The sequence below is a fragment of the Streptomyces sp. BJ20 genome (assembly GCF_022869105.1).
GTDB lineage: Bacteria > Actinomycetota > Actinomycetes > Streptomycetales > Streptomycetaceae > Streptomyces > Streptomyces griseoincarnatus.
The window spans coordinates 4,012,935-4,024,902 of record NZ_CP094918.1; the positions used below are offsets into that span (position 1 = coordinate 4,012,935).

At 73.5% G+C, this 11,968-nt stretch carries 12 protein-coding genes; 4 read left to right on the forward strand and 8 right to left on the reverse strand.

Going from position 1 to position 11,968, the window contains the following annotated elements; all coding sequences use genetic code 11:
- Positions 1–35: 35 nt before the first annotated feature.
- The 5 genes from MTR79_RS17870 to MTR79_RS17890 all read right to left on the reverse strand — a co-directional run bounded on the left by MTR79_RS17870 (position 36) and on the right by MTR79_RS17890 (position 3,916).
- A complete protein-coding gene (locus tag MTR79_RS17870) occupies positions 36–857 on the reverse strand; it encodes a nucleotidyltransferase domain-containing protein (protein WP_189364730.1) in 822 nt (273 codons plus the stop codon).
- A gap of 209 nt (positions 858–1,066) precedes the next feature.
- Positions 1,067–1,426 (reverse strand): patatin-like phospholipase family protein, encoded by a 360-nt coding sequence (locus tag MTR79_RS33715; protein ID WP_348538705.1) that lies wholly within the window; start codon positions 1,424–1,426, stop codon positions 1,067–1,069.
- Positions 1,427–1,475: 49 nt separating this feature from the next.
- Entirely contained in the window at positions 1,476–2,573 is a 1,098-nt protein-coding gene (locus MTR79_RS17880; RefSeq protein ID WP_244793222.1) for a serine hydrolase domain-containing protein, read from the reverse strand.
- A 185-nt stretch (positions 2,574–2,758) separates the two neighbouring features.
- Positions 2,759–2,938 (reverse strand): hypothetical protein, encoded by a 180-nt coding sequence (locus MTR79_RS17885; RefSeq protein ID WP_244791244.1) that lies wholly within the window; start codon positions 2,936–2,938, stop codon positions 2,759–2,761.
- Between the two features lie 81 nt (positions 2,939–3,019).
- Positions 3,020–3,916, reverse strand: coding sequence for a helix-turn-helix transcriptional regulator (locus tag MTR79_RS17890; RefSeq protein WP_244791246.1), 897 nt, complete (start codon positions 3,914–3,916; stop codon positions 3,020–3,022).
- Between the two features lie 176 nt (positions 3,917–4,092).
- Here MTR79_RS17890 and MTR79_RS17895 point away from each other — a divergent pair, with 176 nt between their 5' ends.
- Positions 4,093–4,956, forward strand: a complete 864-nt coding sequence (locus tag MTR79_RS17895) for an SDR family NAD(P)-dependent oxidoreductase (protein ID WP_114872709.1) — start codon at positions 4,093–4,095, stop codon at positions 4,954–4,956.
- A gap of 75 nt (positions 4,957–5,031) precedes the next feature.
- Here MTR79_RS17895 and MTR79_RS17900 read toward each other — a convergent pair whose 3' ends face one another.
- A complete protein-coding gene (locus MTR79_RS17900) occupies positions 5,032–5,781 on the reverse strand; it encodes an SDR family oxidoreductase (RefSeq protein WP_244791248.1) in 750 nt (249 codons plus the stop codon).
- A 95-nt stretch (positions 5,782–5,876) separates the two neighbouring features.
- On the opposite strand from MTR79_RS17900, the gene MTR79_RS17905 reads away from it, so the two are divergent.
- The gene (locus tag MTR79_RS17905; protein WP_189364725.1) at positions 5,877–6,488 is read left to right on the forward strand and encodes a TetR/AcrR family transcriptional regulator; all 612 of its coding nucleotides are present in this window, start codon (positions 5,877–5,879) and stop codon (positions 6,486–6,488) included.
- A gap of 273 nt (positions 6,489–6,761) precedes the next feature.
- Here MTR79_RS17905 and MTR79_RS33625 read toward each other — a convergent pair whose 3' ends face one another.
- Both MTR79_RS33625 and MTR79_RS17915 read right to left on the reverse strand, forming a co-directional pair.
- Positions 6,762–7,877, reverse strand: coding sequence for a hypothetical protein (locus MTR79_RS33625; protein WP_280518339.1), 1,116 nt, complete (start codon positions 7,875–7,877; stop codon positions 6,762–6,764).
- A 67-nt stretch (positions 7,878–7,944) separates the two neighbouring features.
- On the reverse strand, positions 7,945–10,263 hold the full coding sequence (locus MTR79_RS17915) for an FdhF/YdeP family oxidoreductase (RefSeq protein WP_189364723.1): 2,319 nt from the start codon (positions 10,261–10,263) through the stop codon (positions 7,945–7,947).
- 182 nt (positions 10,264–10,445) lie between these two features.
- Between MTR79_RS17915 and MTR79_RS17920 the strand changes: the two genes are divergently transcribed.
- Both MTR79_RS17920 and MTR79_RS17925 read left to right on the forward strand, forming a co-directional pair.
- A complete protein-coding gene (locus MTR79_RS17920; protein ID WP_244791250.1) occupies positions 10,446–11,324 on the forward strand; it encodes a PhzF family phenazine biosynthesis isomerase in 879 nt (292 codons plus the stop codon).
- A 93-nt stretch (positions 11,325–11,417) separates the two neighbouring features.
- Positions 11,418–11,951: an SRPBCC family protein gene (locus tag MTR79_RS17925; protein ID WP_114875827.1), complete on the forward strand. Its 534-nt coding sequence runs from the start codon at positions 11,418–11,420 to the stop codon at positions 11,949–11,951.
- The last annotated feature ends 17 nt before the right edge of the window (positions 11,952–11,968 follow it).

Below are 11,968 nucleotides of genomic sequence, written 5' to 3' on the forward strand. Positions count from 1 at the left end.
CAGACCGCACCTGAAAGGTCCGAGTCGAAGTCGGCTCAATCCCCGGGGAGTGCGTCGAGTACGTCGGCGGCCAGCCGGTCGGCGTCGTCGAGCGCGGCCGTGAGGCGGTCAGGGGCCGCGTCGAGCGTGCCGAACAGGGCGTGGGCGCGGGCGGTGAAGCCGGCCGGGGCGGCGGGGAGGGCGCCCGCCGAGCGGACCGCGTCCTTCTCGTTGAGCACCCAGGCTCCGGCGTCGGCGTGCAGGGCGTGCACGAGGAGCCCGACCGCGCGGTGGAGGCAGCCCGCGACATGGAACGCGTCGCCGCGCGGGACGCCCTTGCGGGCGACGGACAGCGTGAACGGCGTCTCCCACCGCGCCTGTTCCACGAGGGAGTCGCGCAGCGGTCGGGGATACCCCGAGCGGATCTCGTCCCGCAGGGCGGTCAGTTCGCCGGTGGGGTCGGCGAGGACGTGGGCGAGGGCCACCTCACCGGCGTACGTGTGGGAGGAGAAACCGTAGGGGTGGCCGGGCTGGAGGCCTGTCTCGACGTGTCCGGACCGGCACTGCCGCCAGACGCGGCGGACGCGGTCCAGGTCGCGGTAGATCCAGTCGACGGGGGTTCCGTCGACGGTCAGCCAGGCGCCGCCGTCCACCCAGGGGCCCCAGCCGCCCGGCTCGGTCACCTCCGCCGTGGGTCCGGACAGCTCGGCGGCCAGGCGGCGCAGGGCGGCTGTGTCGAGCGGGGCCCGGTAGTACAGGCCCAGGTCGACGTCCGAGTCGGGGCGGTGCGTGCCGCGGGCGCGGCTGCCGCCGAGGGCGACCGCGACGACTCCGTCGACCTGGTGCAGGCGGTGTGCGATGCGGGTGAGGGCGTCCATCGGGTCGAGTGTGCCGAACGGGGCGGGGGGCTGCGACCGCGTTTCCGTTCCGGCACGGCCGTCGGTGACCTCGCGTCAGCGGCCCCAGGTGTCGGCCACCTCGGTGACGACCCGGAGGGCCTGCTCGTACCCCGCCCGTGCCGCGGCCGGTCCGCGTGCGGTGTCGGCCATGGTGCGGCCCATCGCGCGGCGGGCGTCCTCGTCCGGGCTCAGCAGGGTGACGCGCGCGCCGTCCTCGGTGAGCCGCGCGGCCTGGTCGGCTGCGCTCGGGTGCGGCCCCACCGCCAGCGGGATCGGCACGATGGCCAGCACCCGCCGACTGCCGTGCGCGAGCTGGAGGTTGGCGGTGGAGCGACTGCCCCCGTCATCCAGCGCCGGTCCGCGACGGTGACCGGCGGCCAGACGACGGGGACGGCGCAACTGGCCGCTACCGCTTCGAGCAGCTTCACCCCGGAGCGCGCGTCGAGCGCCTCCACCTCCCCGGCCCGGGCCTCGACGGCCGTGACACGCAGCTCGCGCTCCGGCCAGTCGCGCGCCTCGCCGAGGAGCCGGCCGACCGTGTCGAGCACGCCACCAGCGAGCCGGGGAGCACTCCCCGTTAGGGCCGCACGGGATGCCTTACTCGCAGAACGCCGTGTCGACGGCGTCCATCACCGCCAGCGCCGCCTTCTCCTCGTCGCCGCCGAACGTCCCCGGCAGCGCGGTCACGGCCAGACCGACGGAGCGGCCGTCGTCCGTGGCGCCTCCGCGCGTCTCATAGCCGTCGATGTCACCGCCGTGCCCCCAGTACACGCCGCCGCAGCTCAGCGGGACGCTGACGACGCCCAGTCCGTACCGCCAGCCCGGCAGCACGGGGGCGGCGACCGTCCTGCGCATCTCCGCCAGCTGCTCGGGCGGCAGGAGTTCGCCGTCGAGCAGGGCGCGGGTGAAGCGGGCGAGGTCGCTCGGGGTGGAGATCAGCTGTCCGGCCGCGCCGCCCCAGGAGGGGTCCATCTCGGTCGCGTCGACCACGCGGTCGCCGTCGAGGCGCGCGAGGGCGTAGCCGTGCGGGTGCGGTCCGCGGATGCCCTGGTCGCCGGGCTGGGGCCAGTAGGTGTGGCGCAGACGCGCCTTGTCGATGACGCGCTCGGTGATCTCCTCCTGCACGGGGCGTCCCGTGACCCGCTCGACGATCAGTCCGGCGATCAGGTAATTGGTGTTGCTGTACTCCCACTTGGCGCCTGGGGCGAACTTGGCCGGGTGGGCCAGCGCGGCGGCGAGCAGGTCGTGCGGGTGGAAGAAGCGGTGCTGGATCTTCTCGAAGTCCTCCAGGCCTATGTGCTCGGTGTAGTTGGGCAGTCCGCTGGTGTGCTGGAGCAGGTGCCGGACGGTGATCTCCCGGGCGTCTACGCCCTTGCCGCGCACCAGTCCGGGGAGGTACCGCTCGACGGGCGCGTCCAGGTGGACCTTGCCCTCGGCGACCAGTTGCAGCACCACGACGGCGGTGAAGGTCTTGGTGTTGCTCCCCGCGCGGACCTGGCCGTCGCGCGGGACCGGCGCCTTGCGGCCGAGCCGCGAGGAGCCCGCGACCAGCGAGGTGGTGCGGCCGTCCTTGCTGGTCCAGGCGAGCGCGGCGGGGAACTTCTCCTCCGTCACCAGCCGGTCGAGGCTCTGCTGGAGAGGCGAGCGCGGGGGCGGATCCGCCTGCGCGGCGCCCGTGACCGTCGTGCTGAACAGGCCCGCGGCCGCAACGACGAGCAGACTTCCGCGCAGGATGGACTTCTTGTTCCGTGGCACCGGCACTCCTTCTCCGTGGGTCGGCACCGGAAACGATGCCGGTGCCGGCCCCGGGGAGTCAGTCAGGCAAGCCCCCGAATCGCGGTACCCCCAGCGCTACCTGGCGCGGCCGCGCGAGCGCCGGCTCAGCGCTCCAGCAGCCCACGGTCCAGGGTGGCGTGGCGGAAGGGGTGGAGGGCGCTCTTGCCGATGCCGGGCTGCCCGCGGACGACCAGGAGTCCGCCGAGGACGACCAGCCGAGGACGACCGGGGGTCCACCGCGGCCGTTCGCGGCGTCCGCGAGCAGACCGGCGACGGTCCGTCACTCGCGCTCGCGCCCGGCCAGGGCGGTGTGCGCACGCCGCCGCTTCTTGGGACGTCCAGGATGCGAGCCGGGCCGGGGGCCGTCAGGGGCGCCCGGGGCGCTGCTCCTGAGGGCCGGACCCGGCAGGCGGGTCCGCGAGGGTCCAGCCGGCCAGCAGGTCCAGGGCCCGCCGCGACGGCGAACCCGCCTCGCAGGTGTAGACGAAGAGGGTGGTGTCGGGGTCCCCCGGCAGGGTGAGGGTCTCGTACGCGACGGTCAGGTCGCCGACGAGGGGGTGGCGCAGTCGCTTGGAGCCGTGGGTGCGCTGGTGGACCCGGTGCTGTTCCCACCAGCGGTCGAAGTCGGCGCTGCGCTCGCGCAGTTCGGCGATCAGCTCGGTGGTCGCGCGGTCGTGGGGGTCGCGGCCGACCTCGAGGCGCAGGCTCTCCACGGCGGTGCGGGCCTGGTCCTCCCAGTCGGTGAACAGGTCGCGGGCCGCCTCGTCGAGGAACATCCAGCGCGCGTAGTTGCGCTCCGGGCGCGGCTTGCGTTCGAAGTCGGCGAAGAGGGCGCGCGCCATGCGGTTGGCGGCGAGGATGTCGGTGCGCCGGCCGAGGACCAGCGCGGGCTCGCCGTCGAGCGCGTCGATCAGCTGGTGCAGTCCGGGGCGCAGACGCTGCACGGCGGGCGGACGCCGGGAGCCGCGCGCGGAGGGCGCGGTGAGGCCGAAAAGGTCCTGGAGATGGGCCCGGCCGGCCTCGTCGAGGTCGAGGGCGCGTCCGAGGGCTTCGACGACGGCGGGCGACGGGGTGATCCGGCGGCCCTGCTCGAGCCGGGTGTAGTAGTCGGTGGACACCCCGGCGAGCAGGGCGACCTCCTCGCGGCGCAGGCCCGGCACACGGCGGACCCTGCTGTCCGGGGGGAGGCCGGCTCGCGAGGGATCGACCTGCGCCCGCGCCCTGCGCAGGAAGTCGGCCAGTTCACGGTTCGTCTCAGCCACGTCCTCCAGTGTGGCCCACCGGGGTCCGCGCCACCTGGCCCTCCGCGTCCTAGGTTGCCGCGTCCGGGCCCCCACGGGGCCCGACAGGGCGGCCCACGGGGCGGATCCGCGGCCCACTCTGGAGTCACCGGCCGCGAAAAGCGGATCCGGACCCCTCCCGACAAGGACTGAGCCTCATGGCCTACCCCACCGACCGTCCCGCCACCTGGTTCGTCACCGGCACCTCCCGCGGCCTGGGACTGGACCTGGTCCGGCAGTTGCTGGAGCGCGGCGACGCGGTCACCGCCACCACCCGGTCCACCGAGCGGCTGCTGGCCGCCCTCGGTGACGGCGTCGACACCTCCCGGCTGCTGCCCCTCACCGTCGACCTGCGTGACGAGGAGCAGGTGGCGGCCGCCGTGCGGAAGACCACCGAGCGCTTCGGCGGCCTGGACGTCGTCGTCAACAACGCCGGCTACGGCTACCTCGCAGCCGTCGAGGAGACCGGCGGCCGGGACGTGCGCGACATGCTCGACGTGCAGGTCGTCGGCGTGTGGAACGTGCTGCGCGCCGCCCTTCCGGTGCTCCGCGCGCAGCGGTCGGGGCACATCGTCAACGTCTCGTCCGTCCTCGGTCTGACGGCCGTGCCCGGCTGGGCGCTGTACTGCGCGGGCAAGTTCGCCCTGGAAGGGCTCAGCGAGGCCCTCGCCGCGGAGGTCGCCGACTTCGGCATCGACGTGACGATCGTCGAACCGGGCTACTTCCGCACGGACTTCCTCACCCGTGACTCCCTGGCCCTGCCGGAGACCACGACCGGGCACTACCCGGCGATCCGCGAGATGGTCGCCCAGCACCTGGAGCTCCAGGGCAAGCAGCTCGGCGACCCGGTGAAGGGCGCCGCCGCCGTGATCGACCGTGTCGTCACCGGCGAGGGCCCGCTGCGCCAGCTGCTGGGCAGCGACTCGCACGCCTACGCCACCGCCAAGGTGCGGGCCCTCCAGGACAATCTGGACGCCGTGGCCGCGACGGCACCGGCGACGGACCACCCCGCCGCCGCGTGAACCCCTCGAGACGGGGCGGGTCCGCCGGCTGCGACGGACCCGCCCCGTTCGTACGCCCCCGATCGGGCCGCGGGGTCAGATCTGGTTCACGCCGCCGTCGACGTACAGGCTGGAGCCGGTGACGAAGCTGCTCTGGTCCGAGGCGAGGAAGACCACCGCGGCGGCGATCTCCTCCGGGCCGGCGAGCCTGCCCAGCGGCACCTGGGCGGCGAGGTTCCGCCGGAATTGGGCGGCCGCCTCCTCGTCCGTGGCCAGCCCCGACAGCCCTGGCGTGTCGGTCGGCCCCGGCGTGACCGTGTTGACGCGGATGCCGCGGCCCTTCAGCTCGTTGGCCCAGGTGCGGGCGAAGGAGCGGACGGCCGCCTTGGAGGCCGCGTAGACGCCGAACGCCTCGGCTCCGACGTCGGCGTTGGTGGAGCCGTTGAGGATCACGGAGGCGCCGTCGTTGAGCAGCGACAGCGCCTTCTGGACGGTGAACAGCGTGCCGCGCACGTTGATGCCGAAGAGCCGGTCGAAGTGTTCCTCGGTGATCTGGGCGAGCGACGCGAACTCGGCGACGGCGGCGTTGGCGAACAGGACGTCCAGGCCCTGTCCCCGGCCGGCGATCGCCTCGTACAGCCGGTCGAGGTCCGCCGGATCGGCGATGTCCCCCACGATGCCGGTGGCGGCGGGGCCGATCGCCTCGACCGCCGCGTCGAGTTCGGTCTTGCGTCGGCCGGTGACGAAGACGTGTGCGCCCTCGGCCGCCAGCCGGGTGGCGGTGGCCAGTCCGATGCCGCCCGCGCCGCCGGTGACGAGCGCGGTCCTGTCCTGGAGCAGTCCCATGCGAAGGTTCCCTTCCCCACTTCCGCATCGATCGATGCGGAAGTCGAACGGTAACACTTCTGAAGTGATCGATGCGAAAGAGGTAGGCTGCGGGGGTGCGAACCGAACAGAGCAGGAATCCGACCGGCCGGCCCCGGGGATTCGACGCCGAGGAGGCGCTGGAGAAGGCCATGCTCGTCTTCTGGGAGCACGGCTACGAGGGCGCCAGCCTCGCCACCCTGACGCAGACGATGGGCATCTCCACCACCAGCATGTACGCGGCCTTCGGCAACAAGGAGGAGCTGTTCCGCAAGGCGCTGGAGCGCTACACGGAGGGCCCCGGCGGCTATCTCACCCGCGCCCTCGAGGAGCCGACCGCCCGTGAGGTCGCGACCGCGATCCTCGCCGGTACCGTGCGCACCACCACTCGCCCGACGCCTCCCCGGGGATGCATGGGCGTGCAGGGCGCCCTGAGCACCAGCGACGCCGGAGAGGGCGTGCGCGACCTGCTCACGGCCTGGCGCAACGACGGCTGCGGCAGCGTGCGCGCTCGCTTCGAACGGGCCGTCGCCGAGGGCGACCTGCCGCCCGGCGCCGACCCGGCACTGCTCGCCCGCTACGTCACGACCCTGGCCTTCGGCATCGCCGTCCAGGCCGCGGGCGGGATCGGCCGCGAGGAGCTCCAGGCCATGGCGGACGCGGCACTGCGCACCTGGCCGCTCACCTGACGGGCCCGCACCGCCCGGTCAGTCGGACGCGGGCTCCTGAGGTTCCCGCATGCCCGTCTCCAGGCGGTAGTGGACCGTGACGTCGCGGTAGTCCACGTCCGGCTCGACCGTATCGGGGAGATTCACGCGGTCGCTCCGGCTGACCGACGTGCGCTCGCCCGTGCCCGGGAAGCGGACGGCGGTGCGGGGTGGGGCGGTGAAGCGGAGACGGCCGGAGCGGACCGTGGAGTGGAACGTGATGTCCCGCGGTTCGTCGTCCCGGACGTCACGCGTTCACGGCGGCTCCTCAGGTTCTTCCGCGGGCGCGCGCCGCCGGGCCGGCCTCGGAGGCAGTGTGCCGTCCTCGCCGCGCACCCGGCGTTTGCGGGGGGCGCCCTCGGCGGCCGTGCGCTTCTTCGCGGCCGACCGGGTCGCCTTGCGGGCGGGCGCCGCCGCTCGTCCCGCCGTGTCCGCGACCTGTCCGGCCGCCCCGGTGGCGGTCTCCCCCGCACCCGCGACGACCTGACCCGCCTCCGCGCCGGCACCCTCGACGGTACGGGCCACTCCCCCGCCGGCCTCTTCCACGGCCGCCCCGGCACCGCGGCCGACGCCCTCCGCGACACCGCCGACACCCTGCACTGCCTCCCCGGCGCCCTGCACGGCTTCCCCCGCACCCGCGCCGACATCCTGCACAGCCTCCCCCGCACCCGCGCCGACCTGCCGCACGGCGCCGCCGGCTCCGGTGCCGACGTCCCGTACAGCACCCCCGGCCCCCGCGCCCACGTCCCGCACCGCGCCTCCGGCGCCCCGGCCGACCTCCTCGACGGCTCCGCCCGCGCCCCGGCCGACGTCGCGGACCGCGCCTCCCGCGCCGGCTCCGACGTCCTGCACGGCCTGTCCGGCGCCCTGGCCCACCGCGCCGACGGCTTCGCGGGCTCCGCCGCCGACGTCCCGCACGGCGGCGCCGACGCCCCGGGCCAGTTCGGTGAGGATCTCCGGGTTACGGTCCACGGTGGTGAGCACCCGGTTGACGATCACGGCCACGTTGTCGAGGCGCACCCTGAGCTGCGCCTGTGCCTCGACCCCCGAGATGCCCAGGTGCACCCGGCCCAGGGAGACGTCCGCGCCGACGCTGAGTTTCAGCAGGTCGAGCACCTCGGCCTGGAGCGACACATGGGCGCGGAGATCCTCGACGTCCAGGTCGATCTCGTCGACCTTGAGAAGCGGGACGTCGAGGAACACGTCCGTGTCGGTGGGGGTGGCCGGAGGCCGGGGGACGGTCTCCTCGTCACCCGCCTCGTGGGCTGCCTCGACCTCGGCCGCGCCGCCGTCGTCGTCCTCGACGTCGCCGTACTCGGAGTAGTCGTACTCGGAGTCGTCGTATTCGGCGTCGTCCGCGTTGTCGCCCATCACCGCACCTCCCGGGTCGCCGGCCCCCGCCTTCCCATCCTGCGGCGGGCAGCGCGCCGCCGCACGGTCAGCCGGGGACGGAGACCGGGGCCGGCCGGGGCGCGGGCTCCAGACGGACGATCACGCTCTTCGACGCGGGCTGATTGCTGCCGTCGGCGACGCTGTCCAGGGGCACCAGGACGTTCGTCTCCGGGTAGTAGGCGGCCGCCGTCCCGGTCTTCGTCGGGTACGCGACGATCGTGAAGCCGTCGGCGCGCCGCTCCGCGCCGTCCTTCCACACACCCACCAGGTCCACTCGGTCCCCGTCGGCGAGGCCCAGCCCGGTGAGGTCGTCGGGATTGACGAGGACGACGCGCCTGCTGCCGTGGATGCCCCGGTAGCGGTCGTCGTCCGTGTAGGGCACGGTGTTCCACTGGTCGTGGGAGCGCAGCGTCTGCAACAGCAGGTGGCCGTCGGGGACGCTGGGCGCCTCGTGCTCGTTGCGGGTGAACCGGGCCTTGCCCACCTCGGTGTGGAACACGCCCTCGTTGACGGCGTTCGGCAGTCGGATGCCGCCGGGGCGCATCACGCGGCGGTTGAAGTCGTGCAGCCCCGGCACGACGTTGGCGATGCGGTCGCGGATCTCGCCGTAGTCCGACTCGAACACGGACCAGGGGATGTCGGGGCCGCGCCCGGCGATGGTGCGGTGCGCGAGGCGGCAGAGGATGGCGACCTCGCTGAGCAGCAGCGGGGAGGCCGGCTGAAGTCGTCCGCGCGAGGTGTGGACCTCGCTCATCGAGTTCTCCACGGTGACGAACTGCTCGCCGCCGGACTGCACGTCCCGTTCCGTGCGGCCGAGGGTCGGCAGGATCAACGCGGTGCGGCCGCAGACGGTGTGCGTCCGGTTGAGCTTCGTGGAGATGTGGGCGGTGAGCCGGCAGGCGCGCAGGGCCTCCTCGGTGACCATGCTGTCGGGTGCGGCGCGGACGAAGTTGCCGGCGAGGGAGAGGAAGAACTTGACACGGCCCTCGAGCATCGCGCGAATGGCGTTCACGGAGTCGAATCCGTGGTGGCGGGGCGGGTCGAAACCGAACTCCTCCTGCAGGGAGTCGAGGAAGGAGTCCGGCATCTGCTCCCAGATGCCCATGGTGCGGTCGCCCTGCACGTTGCTGTGTCCGCGCACGGGGCACGCTCCGGCGCCCGTCCGGCCCAGATTGCCGCGCAGCATGAGGAAGTTGACGAACTCGCGGATGGTGGGCACCGCGTGCTTGTGCTGGGTGATGCCCATCGCCCAGCAGACGATGACGCGTTCGGAGCGCAGCACCTCGTCGCGGACCTGCTCGATCTCCTGGCGGGTGAGGCCGGTCGCCGCGACGACGTCGTCCCAGTCGACCGAGCGGATGTGCCGGGCGAACGCCTCGAACCCTTCGGTGTTGTTCCGGATGTAGTCGTGGTCGAGCACGGTGCCGGGGCGGGCGTCCTCGGCCTCCAGGAGCAGCCGGTTGAGGCCCTGGAACAGGGCGAGGTCGCCGCCGACGCGGATCTGCAGGAAGCGGTCGGCGATGGGGGTGCCGCGGCCGATGATGCCGCGCGGCTTCTGGGGGTTCTTGAAGCGCAGCAGCCCGGCCTCGGGCAGCGGGTTGACGGCGATGATGCGGGCGCCGTTGCGCTTGGCCTCCTCCAGGGCGGTGAGCTGGCGGGGGTGGTTGGAGCCCGGGTTCTGTCCCACGACGAAGATCAGGTCGGCGTGGTGCATGTCCTCGAGGCTGACCGTGCCCTTGCCGGTGCCGAGGGTCTCGTGCAGGGCGTAGCCGCTGGACTCGTGGCAGAGGTTGCTGCAGTCGGGCAGGTTGTTGGTGCCGAAGGCGCGGGCGAACAGCTGGAGCACGAAGGCGGCTTCGTTGCTGGCGCGGCCGGAGGTGTAGAAGACGGCCTCGTCGGGCGAGTCCAGGGAGGTGAGTTCCTGGGCGAGCAGGCCGAACGCGTCGTGCCAGCTGATCGGTTCGTAGTGGTCCGAGTCGGGCCGCTTGACCATGGGTTCGGTGAGCCGGCCCTGGTCGTTCAGCCACTTGTCGGAGCGGCGGGCGAGCTCGGACACCGGGTGCTCACGGAAGAAGTCGCGGCTGATCCGGCGGGTGGTCGCCTCGTCGTTGATGTGCTTGGCGCCGTTCTCGCAGTACTCGTTGCGGTGCCGGTGTCCCGGGGCGGGGTCGGCCCAGGCGCAGCCGGGACAGTCGATGCCGTCGACCTGGTTCATGGTCAGCAGCGTCTGTCCGGTGCGCACGGGGGTGGTCTGCTCGAGGGAGTACTCCAGCGCGTGCATCACCGCGGGCGCTCCCGTGGCCCATTTCTTGGGCGGTGTCACGGTGAGCCGCTCCTGGGAACCGTCGTCGGGCCGCTCGGGCATGGACTCTCCTTCACCGGACACGCGGACGCCCTCCAGTCTCACGCTCCCGCAGGAGGGCGGCCACATGATCTTCCGCCGATGGGGTGGCCCCGGCCGCCGGGCGGCCAGGAGGAAGCGCGGGCCTCGGGTTCCCCTTCGGCGGCCGGGGGAACATCACGATCTCCGCCCGCGTTGTCGGGCGTATGACAACGAACGGCTCGCGGCCCGAGGTGCTGCGTTACACCGCCTTCTCCAGCGACCCCGCGGGCGGCAACCCCGCCGGGGTGGTGCTGGACGCCAGTGCGCTGGACGACGGGGAGATGCTGGCCGTCGCCGCCGGACTCGGGTACTCGGAGTCCGCCTTTCTCACCGGCCCGCCGGAAGGGCTGGACGGTCCCGAGGGACGGACGTACCGGATCCGCTACTTCAGTCCCAAGGCCGAGGTGCCGTTCTGCGGGCATGCGACCGTGGCGGCCGCCGTCGCGCTCGCCGAGCGGCAGGGTCCGGGGCCGCTGCTGTTCGCGACACAGGCCGGACCGGTGCCCGTCGAGGTGACGGCGGCGGAGGACGGCACGCTGCGGGCCACGCTCACCAGCGTCGAGCCGCACGTCGAGGAGGTCGCCGAAGCCGACCTGGCGGAGGCGCTGTCCGCGCTGGACTGGCCCGCTGCCGACCTCGACCCGGCCTTCCCGCCGCGTGTCGCGTACGCCGGCGCCCGCCATCTGGTGCTGGCGGCGGCCACCCGCGCCCGTCTGGCCGACCTGGACTACGACTTCGCGCGTCTCGAAGCGCTGATGCACCGTCTGGACCTGACCACCGTGCAGCTGGTGTGGCGGGAGTCGCCGACGCTGTTCCACGTGCGGGACCCGTTCCCCGTGGGCGGAGTCGTCGAGGACCCGGCGACGGGGGCGGCGGCCGCCGCGTTCGGCGGGTACGCCCGTGAGCTGGGCCTGGTGCCCGAGGACGCGGTGCTCACGCTGCGTCAGGGCGAGGACCTGGGGCGTCCCGGCGAACTCACGGTGACCCTGCGGGCGGGCGACCCCCGGGTGCGGGTGAGCGGCGCGGGCGTACACATCGGCTGACGGCGGGCGCGGCGGGCGGCCGCGTGGACACGCGTGGTAGCGGTGCGGCAGGCGGGGCACACTGAGGGAGAAACCCGAACGACAGGTGGGGCCATGCCAGCAGCAGCCGCGCAGTCCGTCGAAGAGGCGATCGAGGTCGCCGTTCCCGTGCACACCGCCTACAACCAGTGGACCCAGTTCAAGACCTTCCCCCGCTTCATGCGCTGGGTGAGGGGCGTCGAGCAGCTCCGCCCGAACCTCACCCGGTGGGAGATCGGATCCGGCTGGGCGACCCGGACGTACATGGCGGAGGTCGTCGAACAGCGTCCCGACGAGCTGATCGCGTGGCAGGGCCTCGGCCGCTGGACCGGGCACCGGGGCGAGGTCGCCTTCCGCGCCCTCGCCCCTAACCGCACGGAGATCGTGGTGCGCCTGCGGTCCGTGGCCCGGCCCACGCGGCGGCATCTGCTGCACCGGACGCCGCTGACGCCGCGGTTGATCCGGTCCGAGCTGGGCCGCTTCAAGCAGTTCATCGAAGGGGTGGGCCAGGAGTCCGGCGCCTGGCGCGGCGTCATCCGCAAGGGGCAGGTGTGGCCCCAGGAGGAGAAGCCGCCGAGGAGCCGGGTGGCGGGCTGGCCGGTCGGCTGAAGCGCGGGCGCGAAGGC